Raw genomic sequence first — 16753 nt, 5'->3', positions numbered from 1 at the left:
CTCTTGAGTTTGTGTTCAGCGTAGTAGGGCTTTGCCAAAATACAATTTGAGGTGCCGTTTAATTGCGAACGTCGAACATGAGGTGCCTGTCAAGAGGAAGAAGCGAAGCTTGCAAACCACTTAAAAAGTCATTTGTGAGCGTCCAGAAGTTTCTAGATCGTTCAATCGAGTCATCTCGCCCACATTCAGGCAGTGGCGTCCTCGTTCACTTATCGGGGCTCAAGGGCGCGTTACATTTGGGCCCCCCGCAGGGCAAGGGTGCCCCTTTTCTGAGTTCTGCAGTGCTAAGTTTATTGTCCGCTCTTGGCTGATCGCTGCCTGTCGCGAAGGGCTGAAACCGACCCAAAACGGACGGTCGCAAATGGCAGCGAGAACTGGGTTGGAAGATGCAGATCAAGGTCGTAAGCGTTCCGCAGTTGTATAACGCGCGCTGCTCAAACCCTTTAACCGCATGGGGTTTGCCAGAGGGTGAAACCATAACCGATTCGGCAGTACACCGGGCCGTGTGCTCGCAACGCGAATTCAACTGCAGGGTGAGGATGAGGATGTGAGCCGAATGGGAAAGCACAGAAAACGCTGAACTCCGGCGCGATCACCCGAGCTACGTCATCGTGCCAACTAGTCTTAGCTCCATGGTGCATGACCTGGAAGACCTGAATGCAGTCAATGCGGGTTTGACCAAAATAATCCACAAGCTGTTCAAGCTGTCGCTTTGTACTTAATGACCCGTCACCAGTGAGCAGCAGCGATTTCGGCCCGCTCACTCTGGTGGTTGGGTAGAACCAGTATCCGCACCAGTGGTAGGGGTAAGAGCCTTTATTCAGGAGCTCCCAATCAGCCGACGTCAGGTCATTTGACGTGTTGTAGGCGTATCGGGGGGTAGCACCGCAGTTGATGGCACCTGCATACACGAACAATGAAATCAAATTCCGTAGGCGTGAAGAGGCTCCGAAGGTTTTGTTGTAGATCCGCTCCATAGAAGCTTTGACCGCCTCGCGATTGCCCGGGTATGCAGGATCGAGAAGAGTGGTCGTGAGCTTCCCGATTGCTTTCTGGAACGGAGCACTGGCATTTGGTATCAACGAGGAGTCGTTGTAAGGGACAAACTCCCAGATGTCCTTGACGTTGAACCGTGCGGAGGGGCTAAGCCACTCGACCGGATAGCCGCCAGCCAGGTAGCCTTCATCCACAAAGGGAGGTCGTCGGAGAGGCGGCGGCTCTATGACTACGCCATCGTCTGAAGCGAAGGGCAGTCTATCCTGGTTCTCAGGTATCTGAGTGCTGGCTGGTAGGACCAGTGCGATCCGTTCAACATTCACGTCTTGCGCGGAGGCGATATACTTGACGGGGTCGATGACGAACAGTTGCCATTCGCTAAACGTCCTTGTCTTCACCTCCATCGCGATGCTTATCCGTAAACGCATAGGTATGTACGGGAGCACTAGACGACCGACCTCGAACTTGGCTAAAAGCTCTAGGAGACCGTTGATGTGATCTCTATCGAAGTGAGAGATGAACACCATATCCAATCTCGGTTTTCCGTTGGAGCGAGATATCGCCACCGAGCGGGACAGTTGGTCGACTTCCTTAGATAGATCGAGCTGATGCTTTTTAAGATAGGTTCCGCAGTCAAAAACCCACCAGTACGGGTCAGCCCCTTTAATTTTGAGTACACCACTTGTGAAGAGACCTTGCCCGACAGGATGGAAGTTGTAAGCTGAGTGCCAATTTTTCACCGATCTTCCCTGAGAGAACTTTGCGTGATGTCATTTTGACATATTTGGATATCCCGCACAGTGTTTTTCGGTCGCCAATGATCTTGCCTCACATCAACCGCTAGGCGCGTGGCAGCTCCTAGGGGTTGGCAGCCCAAGCGAAGGACGCTCATGACGTATTGCTTTGAAATGCTTCCGGCGTGTGTCCCGTAGTGACTATCCTTTACTCGTCGACAGCATTCGATTGCTTGAGAGTGTGTGTCGGATGTCGTCCCACCTGAAGCTTGTAAAGAAGAAATAGGCCTTCCGGCATCGGCAGACCATCTTCGTAGTCTTGCCAGCGATCTTCGGTAACGAACACAAGCGCTGCGGCTTGGGCCTGGGTCTGCTCCATTGCTTCACGCAGCGCGATAATCTCTTCAGCCTTCGCTTCACGATGACTACGGCGGGGCCAGAGTCGTGGGAGGCTGCTGTTCTTATTGACAAGCCGAAGTCTAACGTCATCCCAGTCCAACAATAGGGCGATATCTGCGGTAGCGTCCCCGACGGCCCGAGCACCAAGACCGATGATTGACTCTGCACCAGCTTCCTTGTACTCGCGGATTGCCAATTCAATTGCTGACCTGGCTCGCGCTACCTGGTCTTTGGACAAGTTGCGTAAAGCCAGATGTACCTCGCCTATCGCTTGCACACTTCGTCGCGCACGCCGCCGAATATCAATTTTCTGAGGCTGCTCATCCAGAACTCGGAGCTTGAAGTCTTTATCTGCCCCAAGAGTTACTTTGTTTGCATAAAACTTTACTGTCTCGACCCAGCCGTTGGCATCTCTCATCCCATCATCGTTCGCTACAAAACCGTGCACAGCAGTAGCCTTATGCTGAACGTGGTTCCTTAAACTACACATAAATCGATAGTCCAAGCTTCGGGAAAATGCCTCATTTAGTTCCGACTTGGCCACCTGGCTGAAGCTAGGAGCTAGCTCCAAGCATTTGAAGTCTTGCACCACTTGGTCCGCATAGGCTCGCATAGCCGTAAGCGTATTCACCACATGGCGATTTGCTTTTTCTAGGATTTCAGCTGAATCCATGTACCGATGTTGGGGCTCCACTTTGGTACGCAAGCAAATTTCGGTGAAAGCCAGTTCCATGGCCAGAAAATTGCCAAGCAATAATTCGTAGCGTTGCTCGAAAGCCAGTGCCTCGGACAACACGTTTCGTGCATGTGCAAGTTCCTTGTAGCGCTCCTCGGAGATGCTCAGTTGCAAGCGCGGACCAATAATGAATTGTTCAAGAATGTATTCAGCAGACACTTTTCAACGCCTTGTATTCGACATTCCGTGAGCATAGCTTCACTGGCAAACCGGTGGCTAGGCTCTACTCACAGCGGCTACTTGGATGACCGTCCGCATCTGGCCGACTTCTGCCGGTCAGGACAGGCAGAACTGGCCAGGAGCAGTCATTTAGCGTCTAAAAATCAAGGGCGATTCATTCAGCAGTTACCATTTCAAACAGAAACTGATCAGCGCTCTTTCCGGCTTCCAGGAGTGGCGCTGAAAGCTCAACTAGAAGTGAATTGCTGTGAGTTGAGAAGAACTCACTGGCGATATCGTCTAGGTCGCCGCCGGCAGCTTGAACATGCAAATCAATTAGGGATCGACGAGTCGACAGCAAGATAATCGGCCCCCTACCATTGCGAGAGTGGATGTCCAGTACCCACGCCCCTTTCTCCTGACTGTTGAGTTTTTCGCACAACGCTAACAGGTAGCTTCGGGCCTCTTGCTGGACTTCCTCATTGAACCATAAGCCAATACCGACAGAGAGATCCGGGATTCCGTCCGTAAACGGCCCAATGTACTCATAAACTTTTCCGGTAAGGGTGCCACTCCACAAAATGAGTTGAGCGTCATGGCATTTGAATCCGTCATTGGTGAGCGTCAAGCCACAAAAAGTAGGCCAGATGAAGTCTCCACCACTACCCCCACGAGGAGCTCGAAGTTTCTCAAGACTTGTCCCTTGAAACGCGATTCTAAGGCAGTTATCCGCAACTCTACCCAGCCCTGACAACCCTTGTGTGAGTCTTTGATAGGCGGGGTAGGCGGTAATATCCGCCAGATCGATGCGGGTTCCGTTCATACCGTTGTCTCCAAGGAATTTTTTCAATTGTTTAGTGAGGTAATTCAATGCACTAGTCGACGAGTTATGGTCCGTAAAAGCGCGTAAGTACTTTTCAATAGCACGCCAGTACAAGGTCTGATGGGTCCAGTCCGATGGAGGCAAAGTGGAGTGTGTAATCAGGACAAGGCCGCCAAACGTCTCCTTCCGACTTCTACGGTATGACTGGTACATGGACAATTGATCCACTCGCCCCAGCTCATCTTGGTATTGGGTAAATCCAGCTGCGATTTTGCTCTCGATGATTAGGAAAAAATTAGAGCATCGTCCAATCAGGTCTGGGCGTTTACCCTCCGCCCCGTGGTCGCCTGGGCCGATGACGTGCTGAGTCTCCCAGACAATTGAATTGAGATTACTCAGTTCTCCAAGTTGGGTCGGTGCCAGTTTGAAGAGGTCAGTCAGCACCTCTGTGACTCGACCAGCAAGCGTCACTTGACGTAGCCACTCGGCGAAGAGCTCGGTGAGAAAATCCTCAAGGGGTGTCCGAAATTCGTTCTGTCGGAACGCGAACAAGCGGTCGAAAAAACTCATACCTTTCCTTGGGCGTTGGGGGCAAACGCAGATTCTGGCATAGTCAGATGCTCATGAGCTGGCTAAATGCCTTTACGGTTTTTGGAAACTCACTCATGTTGATCGCCTCCGCCCAAAAAACGACTTCCGAGAGCAAAAACTGGATTTAAACAGAACGTCCGCTTTTGGCCGATTTCAGCCTGTCACCCAAGGCAGCAACCGACCCTTTGCTGCCGGTTGGACACGGCAGATTTCCACCAAAACCTCCCGCCGGTCATAATGTGTAAGTAACCAAGAGTCGCCTTAATCGCAGGGTAGCGCTGGCGGGCTATCTAAAAATGGGGCTGTGCCCATCGGCAATATCCAAGTCGAGCACAAGATTCTGCCGTGGGCACTGGGTCGCTTGAACTGGCTGTTTGCCAAGTCGTCACGCAGCGGCAAACACGCGCCAGCGATCATGAGCAAGCCCCAGATGCTTTGGGACTACAAGGACGACGCAACTAACGGAGTAGTCGAAACGATGATTTTGGTTGTCGAGGGTATCAGTGCCAGCGGGAAAACCACGTGGTGCGCCAAGCATGGAGGGCAACATGTCATTGCTGAAAACGGCCGTTTTGAAAACGAGCCGGATCGGATAAAGGATCCCGTCGGAGCAGCCACTTTTTGGGCGGAGCGGAACGTGGATCGCTGGCAAAAGGCGCTGGCCATGGAAGATATTTCTTCGTGGGCTTTGTGTGACAGTGACCCTCTCAAGCTCCACTACATTTGGAGCCTTTGGCAGATCGGCGAGGCGAGCGAACACGACTGGCGAATGGAGTTGGACGCTACCAGGGAAACGATTGCACAAGGACGTATCGGCTTTGCGGACTGTTACATTGTTGGCCGAATAGATGCTCAGCTCGCGCGCGAACGAGCCAAGGCAGACACCACCCGGCGACGGAGTAAATTCGAGCTGCATGTGCGCCTTCAACAGGCGCTACTGACCTGGTACTGCGCTATGGATGAAGTGCTTCCCGGCAGAGTGCAATTTGGGTTTCCTTCAAAAATGCCCACCGTGGAAAAGTTTGAGGGAAGATATTTGGTCACGGCCTTTGATCAAATGATCGCATCGCTCCCCAGAAAATAATCAGCTCTTTTGCCGACAGGGATTTGATTGCTGCCCGTCGCAAATTGCAGCTATCGACCCAAAATTTGTCATTCGCGCCTATTGCGAACACGTCGTTTCACTCATCGAACTTATGTGAATCTGGTATCAGTGCTATGTAATTAAGGCGGTTTATCGATTAATCGCTGAAAGGTAATTTGCTCTCGGGGTTATCAAACCGAGAGCAAGCCATGATCCAGCGTTTCATCCGTCAATGCGTGCCCGCCGCGGCAAAGGCCGGCAGTCTGTGTTTTGCGCTCGGCGCCAGTGCCTTCGTCAGCGCTGAGGGGCAGGGGCCACTGGTGATCAAGGAGCAGGGCAGCCTCGTTGCCGGCGGCGGCTCGATGACCCAGCCGGGAACCTTCGACCCCTATAAACCGTTGATGCCCGATGGCCAGACCTATCACGGCGACCATGTGTACGCGTTCTATCAGGTGCCCGTCGAGGCGCGTCCGTTGCCGATTCTCATGCTGCATGGCGCGGGGCAGTCCGCGAAGTCCTGGGAGACAACGGCCGATGGTCGTGAAGGGTTCCAGAACATTTTCCTGCGGCGAGGATTCTCCACCTACCTGATCGACCAGCCGCGCCGTGGCGATGCGGGGCGGAGCCTGGTTGAAACGACGATCAAACCGGTGGCGGACGAGCAGCTGTGGTTCAACCAGTTCCGCATCGGCCTGTGGCCCGAGAGTTTCAAGGGCAGTCAGTTTCCCCGTGGGCAGGCGGCACTGGAGCAGTTCTTTCGGTCGATGACGCCCAACACCGGGCCTTACGACATTGACGTCGTATCCAATGGCGTTAGCGCGCTGTTGGAAAAGACCGGACCGGCCATCCTGTTCACCCATTCCCAGGGTGGCGGCCCGGGTTGGCTGGCGGCGATCAAAAGCCCGAATGTGCGAGCCATCGTGGCGTTCGAACCGGGCAGCAGCTTCGTGTTTCCCGAGGGCGAGGTGCCCGCGCCGATTGCCAGCGCGTTCGACACAGTCGCGGGGCAGGCCGTATCGGCGCAGCAGTTCAAGGCGCTGACCCGCATCCCCATCGTCATTTTCTACGGCGACAACATCCCCGACCAACCGGTCCGGTTGCCGGCCCAGGACAGTTGGCGCGCGCGGCTCGAGATGGCGCGCCTGTGGCGCGATGCGGTGAATCGCCATGGCGGTGACGTCAGGCTCGTCCACTTGCCGCAGATCGGTATCAAGGGCAATAGCCACTTTCCTTTTTCGGACATGAACAACCTCGAGATCGCTGATCTGGTTTCGCAGTTTCTCGCTGAAAAAAATCTGGACTGAACCAGCGCGTGGCGCTGTCGGCCACCTCTCACACTCACTTGAAATGTCAGGAGTACTCCCATGCTGCGAACCACGTTGAAGGCCTCGTTGATGGCGGCCATGATCGGGATGTCGGGCGTCGAAGCCGAAGCCGCGGACTACAAGCAGAATCCCTTCACCTTGACCTACGGTGGCGCACTGACCAGGAACGAACCGGGCAAGGTCAACATCCATCCGGTCAGCTACAAGCTGGATGGCCTGGACATTTCCGCCAACGTCTACACCCCGGCGAATTATGATGCGGCGAAAAAATACCCGGTGGTCGTGGTGGCGCACCCCAATGGCGGGGTGAAGGAGCAGGTCGCGGGACTGTATGCCCAGCGTCTGGCGGACCAGGGCTACATCACCATCACGGCGGATGCGGCGTATCAAGGCGCCAGCGGTGGCGAGCCGCGCAATGTGGACAAGCCGGCCCATCGCATCGAAGACATCCATGGCATGGCGGACTTCATTGCCCGCTACCCCGGCGTCGACAGCAAGCGCCTGGGCTTGCTGGGTATCTGCGGCGGTGGCGGCTATTCATTGGCAGCGGCGCAAACCGACAAGCGCTTCCAGTCGATCGCGACCTTGAGCATGTTCAACTCGGGGCTGGTCCGCCGTAATGGCTACCAGGACTCGCAGCTGTCGACGATTCAGCAACGCCTGCAGCAGGCGTCGGCGGCCCGCGCCCAGGAAGCGGCGGGTGGGGAAGTGCTCTATGTTGGTGATGCCAAGCTGACCGATGAGCAGATCGCCAAGCTGCCGTTCGATCTGTATCGACAGGGTTTCGAGTACTACGGCAAGACCCACGCTCACCCCAACTCGACGTTTCGATACACCCAGAGCAGCCTGATGGACCTGATGAGCTTCGATGCCACGGACCAGATCGAGCTGATCGACAAGCCGTTGCTGATGATCGCCGGCAGCAAGGCCGACAGCCTGTACATGTCGCAACAAGCCTTGGCCAAGGCCACCGGTACCCAGGACAAAAAGCTGTTCACCATCGAGGGCGCGACCCATATCGACACCTACTGGGTGCCTGCGTATGTAGACATCGCGATGGACCAGCTGACCGCGTTTTACCAAAGAACGCTCTGACTTGAAGGGATACGTGCTCATGAAAAACACCTTGATAGGCATTGCGGTGTGCGCGGCAGCTCCCTTTGCCGACGCCGCTGCAGACAAAGCTAGCGAGTCCCGCCGGCCCGAGCAGCAGATCAGCCGATCAGGCACCCAGGTTGCGGTAACGGGCGCTTCGGAAAATTTCACCGGTCGGGTACGGGTCGATCCCTTGTTTCCCGCCACGGATGAGATCAAGGCGTCCGGCGCGTATGTCAGCTTCGAAGCGGGCGCACGCTCGGCCTGGCACACCCATCCCGCAGGACAGCGATTGGTGGTGACTTCCGGCCTGGGACTGGTCCAGGAGTGGGGCAAGCCTGTGCAGGAAATTCGCCCCGGCGACGTGATTGTCTGCCCACCGGGCGTCAAGCACTGGCATGGCGCCGCGGCGACGAGCGCCATGACCCACCTGGCCGTGACGGGTTCGGTGGATGGCAAGAGCGTGCAATGGCTGGAGAAAGTCAGCGACGAGCAATACCACGCCCAGAGTTCGCTGGCACCGCAAGCCGAGCCTGTGACCCAGGCCATTTCCGAGACGCTATCCGCCAGGCAACAGGCCATCCCGTTGATCGCTGCCGCCATGGCCACGAGCAACATGTCCGGGCTCAATACCGCGTTGAACCAGGGGCTGGATGCGGGCCTGACGGTCAGCGAGGCGAAGGAAATCCTGGTGCAACTCTATGCCTACAGTGGCTTCCCGCGCAGTCTCAATGCACTCGGCGAGCTGATGAAAGTGGTGGAGGCGCGCAAGCAACGCGGCGTGCAGGACGACCCGGGGCGCGAGCCCGGTCGGCTCATTCCCGTCGGCGATGAACTGCTGGCGGCGGGTAAAGCCAACCAGACGCGCATCGCCGGTGCGCCGGTGCAGGGCCCGTTGTTCGACTTCGTTCCCGTCATCAATCAATACCTGCAGGCGCATCTGTTCGGCGACATCTTCGAGCGTGACAACCTGGACTGGCAAAGTCGTGAGCTGGCCACTGTCGCTGCGTTAGCCGTCACGCCCGGTGTCGAGCCGCAACTGCGCTCGCACATGGCGGCCAGCCTCAGGGTCGGCCTGACGGCGGCGCAGTTGCGTCAGCTGATCCGGCTGTTGGCTGACCAGGGCGATGCGGCCGCTGCCAAACGCGCCGCTGAAGCGCTCGACAGTGTCCAGGCCAATCAGCCCTCATAACGCAAGGCTTCGCGCAGCAAGGTAAAGGCCGGTGAACTCTGGCGCCGGCTCGGATAATAGAGGTGGTAGCCAGAGAAGGGTTCGCACCAGTCCTGGAGTACATGAATCAGCCGGCCCTGCGCGACATGCTCCAGCACCAGGTCCTCCGGCATATAGGCCAGTCCCAACCCCTGGAGGGCCGCCTCCAGGCGCATGGCGATATTGTTGAAGACCAGCTGGCCTTCGACCCGTACCTTCAGTTCCTGTCCGCCTTTCTCGAACTCCCAGAGGAACAGGCCGCCGTAAGTCGGCATGCGCAGGGTGATGCAGTTGTGCACCGTGAGGTCACTCGGTGTGAGTGGCCTGGGGTATCGGCTGAAATACGCCGGGGAGCCCACCACCGCCATGCGCATGTCAGGGCCAATGCGCATCGCGATCATGTCCTTGGCCACTTGCTGGCCCAGCCGCACGCCAGCGTCGAACCCCTCTGCGACGATGTCGGTCAGGCCATAGTCGACGATGATTTCGATGTTCAGGTCGGGATTGTCGGGCAGCAATTTCGCCAGCACCGGATGCAACAGCGTGATCGCTGAATGCTCACCGGCCGTGATACGCAATTTGCCGGCTGGTTTGTCACGAAACTCGCTGAGCAACGCCAGCTCACTGTCGATTTCTTCGAACCGGGGAGCGATTACCCGCAGCAGATGTTCGCCGGCTTCGGTGGGGGAGACGCTGCGCGTGGTACGGGCCAGCAACCTCACCCCCAGGCGCTCCTCCAGTTGACGCATGGCCCGGCTCAACGCCGGTTGCGACATGCCGAGACGGGCGGCGGCGCGGGTGAAGCTGCGCTCCTGGGCCACGGCTGCGAAGATCGCGAGTTGGTCGTAGCTTTCGACGGTCATTGATACGCCCCTGTTATAAACAGGTTGCGATTATGCCATCTGTGCGATTGATCGCCCGGTTTAATCCAAAGCCGGTAGCGGCGTCGTCGAAGCCAACGCCTGTTCGTTCAGGGCGCTTGCGAACGCTTCAGGCGTCGGGCTTTGTGGCCATCGCGCGACGCCCTCCGGCAGCGAGACCCAGGGTTGTTTGCGCTCGATCCAGATATGCGCCATGGGCGTCAAGCGCTCGGCGCCATTGAGCACCCCCGCACGTACCACACGCATACCGGGGGCTGCCGTCGTTTCATTGAACAGCCGGGTGAAACAGGTACCGCAGGCATGCTGGGTGGAGATCTGTCCGTCATGGGCATGGCTGTAGGTGAGCGTGTCGCCGGACACCTCCACCGCCTGTGCGCTGCACAGCATGTGCAAAGCGAACGCGCTGCCGCTCCAGCGTTGGCAATCCAGGCAGTGGCAGGCGTACAGCGGCGCAAGCGTTTCGGTGCGCAATTGAAGATGGACGCGCCCGCATCGGCATTGACCGGTGAAACCCATGGTGCTGCTCCTTATACTGCTGCGTGACAAGCGAGAGGCATATGATCGCTGTTCCTCGCGCGCGGCAGAAGACAACAAATGGAGCAACCGTTGGTAAGGAATGTATGAGCGGCCTTGAATGGGAAAGCCAGCGGGTGTTTCTGGCCGTGTTACGCAGTGGCAGCCTGTCCGGCGCGGCACGGATGCTGGGCATTGCCCAGGCGACTGCGCGGCGACGGTTGGAGAGTCTCGAATCAGGGCTGGGCGTGACTCTGTTCACCCGCACTCCCACCGGTCTTACGCCCACTGCGTCAGCGAAGGGGTTGATCCATCATGTCGAGTCCATGGCGATCGCGGCCGAGGCGTTCAATCGCATGGCCAGCGGCGAAACGGAGGTGTCCCGCGGCACCGTCAGGCTGACCAGCAGCGACTTCCTGGGCGTTGAGGTACTGCCCGGATTGATCCGCGAGTTTCACTACCGACACCCTGGCCTGAAGCTTGAGATGAGCATCAGCGACTCGCTGGAGGACATCTCCCGCCAGGAGGCGGACATTGCCGTGCGCCTGTTGCGCCCAAGCGAAGCAGGGATCGTTGCGCGACGCACCGGGGCCTTGCGCATCGGCATCTACGCCAGTGCTGAGTGCCTTGACCGCTACGGCGAACCCGCGAGTATCGAAGCGCTACGACGTGCCCCGTTGATCGGGCCCGACCGACGTTCTGCCGACCTGCGCCGGCTGGTCGACGTGGGGCTGTGTGCAGCAGACCAGTCATTCACCATTGCCACCGATAACCACCTTGCGCAACTCGCTGCGCTCAAGGCCGGCCTGGGATTCGGCTTGTGCCCGGCCACGGTGGCGGCGACCCATGGCCTGGTCCAGGTCCTGCCGGAACACTTCGGCTTCGAGGTCGACGTATGGATCGCCATGCACAACGACCTGCGCAAGGTCGGGCGCATCGCCAGGACGTTCGAAGCCCTGGGGGAGGCGTTGAACAGGTACCTGGCGAGTTGAAACAGTCGGGACAGTGAGGCTCGCATGCCAGTGAAGTTGCTGGCGCAGTGTCTGGACGATTATGTAGACGACCTCTCACGAGATGCTTACTTGATCTCCGGGTTTGCAGCATCCTGGGCAAAGGTATGAGAGGCAGCCTCTATCCGCTCTTCGAGTTGGGCGATGTAGGTCTGAGCGTCCTCCAGGTTGGGGAACGAAACGGCCGTTTCGCCAAGCCACACTTTGCAACCGCTACCTTGCTCATTTGTTTCAATGGTAATTTTCATCGGCAAACCCTTTGCTGTTGAGGCGGCGGAGGGTAGCGCATTTTTCAGATGATTCAAAATGTATCAGAGGCTCTACATCAAGCGTTTCAAGGCGATTTTATATCAGTATTTGGACTTCGCCAGGTCTTTCTCCAGGTGCGCGAGCAGTGACGCCAATTTCAGCTCGGCATCCGCCAGCGCCTGTTCTGACGCAGCTTGCCAGTAGGGGGCGATTTCGAGCAAATCAGGTTCGGCCTCGGCCCGCAGGCACCATTGGTGATGATCGTGCCAGGAGCCGAGCGACGCTTGCACCGACTTCAATTGAGCCCTGGATGTTGCCTTGAGCGGTGACAGCGTCGGAAACGCATCGGAGAGGTATCGCGCGTTTTTCACGATGATCCTCAGCTCATGCCGATCAAACTGTTTGTCCCGAAGCCCGGCGATCAGTTGAGTGATTCTTTTCTTCAGGGCTTTCTCAATCTGTCTTTTTACATCGACCAGCTCGCCGGCTCTCTCGGCTGTCCGGAACATCTCTGGCCATTGATCCAGTTCGGCAAACAGTTTGCCGAGCAGCGGGCTGGCGGCGATCTTGCGATACTGCTCTTTCAGGAGGGCGCTTCGGCGCATTGCCTGTTGCGAGTAGCCCATTTTGCGCAGTTCATCAGTGATGACCTCCAGATCTCTCGTGGGGGTCGTGGCCCTGCCTACTTCAGCGGCCGCCTGATTCAACTCGATAACCTGCGCCATGTTGCGTAGCGGTCGCAAGAGGCTTCGGATTTTTCGAACTGCGATCCTCAGATCATGCAGTGCTTCGCTATCACTGTTGGCTTGCAGCCGAGCGCGAGCGTGATAGAGGGCGACTTCCAGGGAAATGATCTGAGCCACAAAATCGTCGACAAAAGACATCATCGTCCTCGCTTGCGAGTGGGTTCGCAGAGCGTAGCAGCGATTGCGCAGGTGCGTTTTGCGTCCATCAAACGGGTCGTGTGTCGCCATGAGGGTGGGGCGGGTTACATGGCCGATGCCGGCTCGCCATAGGGTTGCCACCGGTCTACTTCCCTGCATTCAGAAAGGACTTATCTACACTTCAGCTATTGCCAGCAGTGCGCGCAATACCACCAGGTAGACGAGGAATCCGTGATGAGCACACGCGACGCTGGCATCGAATCAGTCAATTGCAAACCCTTGCGATCGCTTTTCGCCCTGGTGTGCGCCATGGCGCTGTTTTGCCCTGCGCTCGTAAACGCCGGCGCGTGGGATGACCTCACGAGAAACGTGACGAAAAGCGTTTCCGATGCCGCGAGCAAAGGGGTCGACGCTGTGACCAAGGGGGTTAGTTCGACCCTGGACGGTAGCTCATCACAGCCGGCTGCCCAGACCCCAGGCGTGCCACAATCCAGCACTTCGGCGCCTGTATCAGGCGGGCTGCGCCTGAATGCCCCAGGTTCGACCGATTGCCTGAGCGTCAAGCCTGCCGCGGACGACAAGGCCATGCTCACCAACAACTGCGGCAGCGAGATTGTGGTCTTGATTGCACCCACGACCACCGCCAATTCGTGCCTGCAATTCAACATCCCCCCCGCTAAAACCAATCGCGTTGCCTATGGCAATAACGGGGTCGTACGTGCGGTGTGCCATAGTCGTATGAATGATTCGGCAATTCATTGCAAATGCGGTACATGAGCCGAGTGGTTACAGGGCTGGACCATCGTCCAGCCCATCCTTGACGAAGTCAGACGGTGAGTGAGCGCCATGACGCGCTCGACGATATCTTCTTCGCTGACGATCACATGGGCAGCTCCGGCATCGAGCAGTGCTTGTGCCTTCGCGCGGGTTCGAGTGATCGCGATGGTATGACGTGCAGCAATCGGCTCAAGATCCACAACGTGCTCAGCGCAACGACTTTTGGTAATAGAACCGGGTATGTCCCGGCGGATAATCTGCCAGGCGTCCAAATTCGCAGTAGCCCAGTTTTTTATAAAACCCGGGTGCCTGAAAGCTGAAGGTCTCCAGCCAGATACCGATGCAGTTTTTTTTCTGCGCGACCTCTTCAGCCATCTGCATCAGCCGTTCTCCGATGCCCTGGCCACGCATCGACACGGGAACACTGACAAGATCGATCAGTAGCCATCGATAAGAGACCTTGCCATAGAGTCCACCAATGACTTCGTGACTCTCGGGGTCTCGTAGCAACAGGGCAAATGTTTCATGGGCATCGTCCCCACCCTTGGCCAGGTTATGAGCCAGCAACGGGTTCAGGATTCCCAACCGCTCTGCTTCAGTCACATTTTCCGAAAGCTGGATTTCCATAGGCATGACGCTCTCCCTGAGCGATGAGTAACCGGGTCATCAAAGGTAGCCCATTTCTGTCATTGCCAGGTGAATCGTGGTCGCTTGCGGGTCGATCACTCGGTGGTCGTTTTGAGCCAGAGCGAGGCTGACGATTTCTTTGTCTTGGCGACCTCGTCGCAGTAGTCCATGGCCTGGAAGTTCTTCGCGGCGCGCGAGGCGGGCACCCTTACCCAGTGCACATTGAGCAGAGTGCCTACAGAGGAATCCTTGACCTGGGTATTGGCGTCGTCGCGCTCGGCATAGGCGACGCTGATCTTTCCAGGCGCGCGCTGGTCGTCGAGCGGCCAGCCGCACACCATCGCGTAGAGCGGGGTGGCTTTTGGGTCCAGCGGGAACTTCGCGGGCTTCACGTTGCGTCGAGCCACCATCTGCTGCAGCGAAGGCAGGTACTCGACCGAGTGCAGCAGATGCACCTCGCCCGACTCGAACCAGCCGAACACCGCCATGCCACCCGCCGGCATGTCGCCGCTTTCAGGTGCGATGCCGTTGAGGACCGCCAGGATCGTGTACTTGCTGTCTTTGAGATTGCGACTGAAGTAGTTGCCGCCGACCAGCATCGACGCTGACGCGGTCGGGGTGTCGGCTGTGTCGTCCGCGTCAGCCGCGTGGACCGGTACCGTACCGAGCAATACGCCAAGCGCGAGCGCCACGGCAGGAAGAGCGGCTGCTGTGACCCATGTTCCGCAGCGCGATATCCGGCTTCGGGTGGTCGTGTGGGGGTAGGCGGTCATCGTCCCTCCGGCACTGATGGCGGTATGTTCATCGCAGGCGGGCGACGTCTCCCTTCAATGTAGTGTGACTTGCGAGTCCTCGCGTCGCAAAAACCGTAAACAGGCTGATCATCCCGGTGCGCTGCTGCGGATCTCCCCAAGAATGCGAGCCGCATCTCTCGAAGGCGGCAATCCGAACACGCGAGCATAGTCGCGGCTGAATTGGGTGGCGCTTTCATAACCGACTTCGAACGCCGCGCCAGTGACACTGCTGGCATGGGCCACCATCAGTGTCCGGGCCTGCAGCAGGCGCACCCGCTTTTGATACTGCAATGGACTGAGCGCCGTGACGGCCTTGAAGTGTCGGTGGAAGGCTGACACGCTCATTGACGCAAGCTGTGCCAAGGCGTCCACGCGGATCGGTTCGGCAAAGTCCTGGCGAATGTGCGCAATGGCCAGGTTGACGCGCGCCATGGCGCTGTCGGGTGCCGCGATATCGCGCAGCATCCAGCCATGGGGGCCTTGCAGGACACGGAACAGAATCTCTCGCTCGTAGACCGGCGCCAGGGCCGCGATTTCCTCAGGCTTGTTCATCAAGCGCAGCAGGCGCACCCAGGCATCCATCAGTTCGGGGGTGACGGCGGCCACCGAAAAACCTGCTTCCTGTTCATGCTGCCCGAGCGGTTTGGGCAGGTCGGCGAGGAGCGTGGTCAAGACAACCGGATCAAGTGTCAGGCTGACCGCCAGATAAGGTTCGCCGCCTGCAGAGGGGTGGACCTGGCCGACCGCTGGCAGGTCGATGGACATGACGAAGTAAGTCGCCGGGTCATATCGAAGCGTCCGGTCGGCGATGGTCATGGATTTACTGCCCTGCAGAATCAGGTTGATCATCGGTTCGTAGACGGCGGCCAGCAGGTGTTCAGGGATTTCACCCTGGACCATGGCGACGCGCGGGATACCCGTGTCCGTGCGGCGGTTTTCGGCGCGGCATGTCAGGGCACGAAGTTCTGTCAGTTGGGTTTTCATGGCGTTCATCTGAACTCACGCGGCTACGCGCACGCAAGCAAAAAGCAGAAACAGGCAGGTTTCGAGCAGGAACGGCTGCGCTGGCTGCGAGGCACAGGGCTACTGTGGTGACTCACCTCAGTGACATGGGAGCAGCGCATGAGCGTTATCGTAATTACCGGCGGCAGCCGGGGCATCGGCGCCAGTACCGCCGAGCACTGTGCCCGGCGCGGCATGGGCGTCATTCTGACCTACAGAAGCAATGTCGATGCAGCCACCTCCGTCGTCCAGCGTATACAGGCATCGGGCGGCAACGCCGTGGCGCTTGAGCTGGACGTTGCGGATGTCAGCCAGTTCGGCCATTTCCGTGAAAGGGTGCAGCAGACCCTGCAGGAAACCTGGGGCGTGGAAACGCTGGCGGGGCTGGTCAATAACGCGGGCCACGGCCTGTTCAATCCCCTGGAATCGGTCACCGAAGCGCAGTTCGACGGATTGCTCAATGTCCACCTCAAAGGTCCGTTTTTTCTGACGCAAACCTTGCTGCCCTTGCTGGGCGAGGGCGCCAGCATCGTCAATCTGACCAGCGCCACCACTCGCGTCGCCACCCCCGGTGTGGCGCCCTATGCCGCCTTCAAGGGCGGGCTGGAAGTGCTGACCCGTTACATGGCCAAGGAGTTCGCTGAGCGACGCATACGCGCCAACGCGGTGTCGCCGGGGGCTATTCGTACGGAGCTGGGTGGCGGTTTGAATGAGCAATTCGAGGCGTTGCTCGCCTCGCAAACGGCGCTCGGTCGGGTGGGCGAACCCCAGGACGTCGCTCAAGTGATTGCCATGCTGCTGTCCGAAGAAGGGCGCTGGATCAATGCCCAATCCATCGAAGTGGCGGGCGGCTATTTCATTTGA

At 57.9% G+C, this 16753-nt stretch carries 17 protein-coding genes and 2 pseudogenes; 8 read left to right on the top strand and 11 right to left on the bottom strand.

Going from position 1 to position 16753, the window contains the following annotated elements; all coding sequences use genetic code 11:
* Positions 1–443: 443 nt before the first annotated feature.
* The 3 genes from HFK74_RS18815 to HFK74_RS18805 all read right to left on the bottom strand — a co-directional run bounded on the left by HFK74_RS18815 (position 444) and on the right by HFK74_RS18805 (position 4417).
* A complete protein-coding gene (locus HFK74_RS18815) occupies positions 444–1736 on the bottom strand; it encodes a hypothetical protein (RefSeq protein WP_180204763.1) in 1293 nt (430 codons plus the stop codon).
* 202 nt (positions 1737–1938) lie between these two features.
* Positions 1939–3024 carry a hypothetical protein gene (locus tag HFK74_RS18810; RefSeq protein WP_180204762.1) on the bottom strand — a complete coding sequence of 362 codons (1086 nt, stop codon included), beginning with the start codon at positions 3022–3024 and terminating at the stop codon, positions 1939–1941.
* A 175-nt stretch (positions 3025–3199) separates the two neighbouring features.
* Positions 3200–4417: a hypothetical protein gene (locus HFK74_RS18805; RefSeq protein ID WP_180204761.1), complete on the bottom strand. Its 1218-nt coding sequence runs from the start codon at positions 4415–4417 to the stop codon at positions 3200–3202.
* Positions 4418–4698: 281 nt separating this feature from the next.
* On the opposite strand from HFK74_RS18805, the pseudogene HFK74_RS18800 reads away from it, so the two are divergent.
* The 5 genes and pseudogenes from HFK74_RS18800 to HFK74_RS18780 all read left to right on the top strand — a co-directional run.
* Positions 4699–4859 (top strand): annotated as a pseudogene (locus tag HFK74_RS18800) (transposase); the annotation flags it as partial.
* A gap of 57 nt (positions 4860–4916) precedes the next feature.
* Positions 4917–5522: a hypothetical protein gene (locus HFK74_RS18795; protein WP_180204773.1), complete on the top strand. Its 606-nt coding sequence runs from the start codon at positions 4917–4919 to the stop codon at positions 5520–5522.
* Positions 5523–5731: 209 nt separating this feature from the next.
* Complete coding sequence (locus HFK74_RS18790) at positions 5732–6826, top strand: alpha/beta fold hydrolase (protein WP_180204760.1); 1095 nt, start codon at positions 5732–5734, stop codon at positions 6824–6826.
* 60 nt (positions 6827–6886) lie between these two features.
* Positions 6887–7942: an alpha/beta hydrolase gene (locus tag HFK74_RS18785; protein ID WP_180204759.1), complete on the top strand. Its 1056-nt coding sequence runs from the start codon at positions 6887–6889 to the stop codon at positions 7940–7942.
* A 19-nt stretch (positions 7943–7961) separates the two neighbouring features.
* The gene (locus HFK74_RS18780; RefSeq protein WP_180204758.1) at positions 7962–9134 is read left to right on the top strand and encodes a carboxymuconolactone decarboxylase family protein; all 1173 of its coding nucleotides are present in this window, start codon (positions 7962–7964) and stop codon (positions 9132–9134) included.
* Here the strand turns inward: HFK74_RS18780 and HFK74_RS18775 are convergent.
* Together HFK74_RS18775 and HFK74_RS18770 are read right to left on the bottom strand one after the other, a co-directional pair.
* A complete protein-coding gene (locus HFK74_RS18775; RefSeq protein WP_180204757.1) occupies positions 9122–10015 on the bottom strand; it encodes a LysR family transcriptional regulator in 894 nt (297 codons plus the stop codon). The genes HFK74_RS18780 and HFK74_RS18775 overlap by 13 nt on opposite strands.
* 60 nt (positions 10016–10075) lie before the next feature.
* Positions 10076–10549 (bottom strand): GFA family protein, encoded by a 474-nt coding sequence (locus HFK74_RS18770; RefSeq protein WP_180204756.1) that lies wholly within the window; start codon positions 10547–10549, stop codon positions 10076–10078.
* Between the two features lie 104 nt (positions 10550–10653).
* Between HFK74_RS18770 and HFK74_RS18765 the strand changes: the two genes are divergently transcribed.
* Positions 10654–11538: a LysR family transcriptional regulator gene (locus tag HFK74_RS18765; RefSeq protein WP_180204755.1), complete on the top strand. Its 885-nt coding sequence runs from the start codon at positions 10654–10656 to the stop codon at positions 11536–11538.
* A gap of 86 nt (positions 11539–11624) precedes the next feature.
* On the opposite strand, the gene HFK74_RS18760 is transcribed toward HFK74_RS18765, so the two are convergent.
* Positions 11625–11804 carry a hypothetical protein gene (locus HFK74_RS18760; protein WP_180204754.1) on the bottom strand — a complete coding sequence of 60 codons (180 nt, stop codon included), beginning with the start codon at positions 11802–11804 and terminating at the stop codon, positions 11625–11627.
* 102 nt (positions 11805–11906) lie between these two features.
* Positions 11907–12689, bottom strand: coding sequence for a CHAD domain-containing protein (locus HFK74_RS18755; RefSeq protein ID WP_180204753.1), 783 nt, complete (start codon positions 12687–12689; stop codon positions 11907–11909).
* Positions 12690–12923: 234 nt separating this feature from the next.
* On the opposite strand from HFK74_RS18755, the gene HFK74_RS18750 reads away from it, so the two are divergent.
* On the top strand, positions 12924–13466 hold the full coding sequence (locus HFK74_RS18750; RefSeq protein WP_180204752.1) for a hypothetical protein: 543 nt from the start codon (positions 12924–12926) through the stop codon (positions 13464–13466).
* Between the two features lie 68 nt (positions 13467–13534).
* Here HFK74_RS18750 and HFK74_RS33205 read toward each other — a convergent pair.
* The 4 genes and pseudogenes from HFK74_RS33205 to HFK74_RS18735 all read right to left on the bottom strand — a co-directional run.
* Positions 13535–13636: pseudogene (locus HFK74_RS33205) on the bottom strand (NADPH:quinone reductase); the annotation flags it as partial.
* A 37-nt stretch (positions 13637–13673) separates the two neighbouring features.
* Positions 13674–14099 (bottom strand): GNAT family N-acetyltransferase, encoded by a 426-nt coding sequence (locus HFK74_RS18745; protein WP_180204751.1) that lies wholly within the window; start codon positions 14097–14099, stop codon positions 13674–13676.
* An 89-nt stretch (positions 14100–14188) separates the two neighbouring features.
* A complete protein-coding gene (locus HFK74_RS18740) occupies positions 14189–14866 on the bottom strand; it encodes a hypothetical protein (protein ID WP_180204750.1) in 678 nt (225 codons plus the stop codon).
* A gap of 108 nt (positions 14867–14974) precedes the next feature.
* Positions 14975–15871: an AraC family transcriptional regulator gene (locus tag HFK74_RS18735; protein ID WP_180204749.1), complete on the bottom strand. Its 897-nt coding sequence runs from the start codon at positions 15869–15871 to the stop codon at positions 14975–14977.
* A gap of 138 nt (positions 15872–16009) precedes the next feature.
* On the opposite strand from HFK74_RS18735, the gene HFK74_RS18730 reads away from it, so the two are divergent.
* Entirely contained in the window at positions 16010–16753 is a 744-nt protein-coding gene (locus tag HFK74_RS18730) for an SDR family NAD(P)-dependent oxidoreductase (RefSeq protein ID WP_180204748.1), read from the top strand.

Origin of the sequence: Pseudomonas sp. SbOxS1, assembly GCF_013416725.1 — a bacterium.
In the GTDB taxonomy this organism is placed as follows: domain Bacteria; phylum Pseudomonadota; class Gammaproteobacteria; order Pseudomonadales; family Pseudomonadaceae; genus Aquipseudomonas.
Note: the sequence above shows the minus strand (reverse complement) of the source record. Positions and strands in the feature narration are given on the sequence as shown.

What these genes read in the sequence shown, in the direction of transcription:
- HFK74_RS18805 (WP_180204761.1), bottom strand. Translation starts at nt 4,417, where the DNA reads ATGAGTTTTTTCGACCGCTTGTTCGCGTTCCGACAGAACGAATTTCGG.
- HFK74_RS18795 (WP_180204773.1), top strand. Translation starts at nt 4,917, where the DNA reads ATGATTTTGGTTGTCGAGGGTATCAGTGCCAGCGGGAAAACCACGTGG.
- HFK74_RS18790 (WP_180204760.1), top strand. Translation starts at nt 5,732, where the DNA reads ATGATCCAGCGTTTCATCCGTCAATGCGTGCCCGCCGCGGCAAAGGCC.
- HFK74_RS18785 (WP_180204759.1), top strand. Translation starts at nt 6,887, where the DNA reads ATGCTGCGAACCACGTTGAAGGCCTCGTTGATGGCGGCCATGATCGGG.
- HFK74_RS18780 (WP_180204758.1), top strand. Translation starts at nt 7,962, where the DNA reads ATGAAAAACACCTTGATAGGCATTGCGGTGTGCGCGGCAGCTCCCTTT.
- HFK74_RS18775 (WP_180204757.1), bottom strand. Translation starts at nt 10,015, where the DNA reads ATGACCGTCGAAAGCTACGACCAACTCGCGATCTTCGCAGCCGTGGCC.
- HFK74_RS18770 (WP_180204756.1), bottom strand. Translation starts at nt 10,549, where the DNA reads ATGGGTTTCACCGGTCAATGCCGATGCGGGCGCGTCCATCTTCAATTG.
- HFK74_RS18765 (WP_180204755.1), top strand. Translation starts at nt 10,654, where the DNA reads ATGAGCGGCCTTGAATGGGAAAGCCAGCGGGTGTTTCTGGCCGTGTTA.
- HFK74_RS18760 (WP_180204754.1), bottom strand. Translation starts at nt 11,804, where the DNA reads ATGAAAATTACCATTGAAACAAATGAGCAAGGTAGCGGTTGCAAAGTG.
- HFK74_RS18755 (WP_180204753.1), bottom strand. Translation starts at nt 12,689, where the DNA reads ATGTCTTTTGTCGACGATTTTGTGGCTCAGATCATTTCCCTGGAAGTC.
- HFK74_RS18750 (WP_180204752.1), top strand. Translation starts at nt 12,924, where the DNA reads ATGAGCACACGCGACGCTGGCATCGAATCAGTCAATTGCAAACCCTTG.
- HFK74_RS18745 (WP_180204751.1), bottom strand. Translation starts at nt 14,099, where the DNA reads ATGCCTATGGAAATCCAGCTTTCGGAAAATGTGACTGAAGCAGAGCGG.
- HFK74_RS18740 (WP_180204750.1), bottom strand. Translation starts at nt 14,866, where the DNA reads ATGACCGCCTACCCCCACACGACCACCCGAAGCCGGATATCGCGCTGC.
- HFK74_RS18735 (WP_180204749.1), bottom strand. Translation starts at nt 15,871, where the DNA reads ATGAAAACCCAACTGACAGAACTTCGTGCCCTGACATGCCGCGCCGAA.
- HFK74_RS18730 (WP_180204748.1), top strand. Translation starts at nt 16,010, where the DNA reads ATGAGCGTTATCGTAATTACCGGCGGCAGCCGGGGCATCGGCGCCAGT.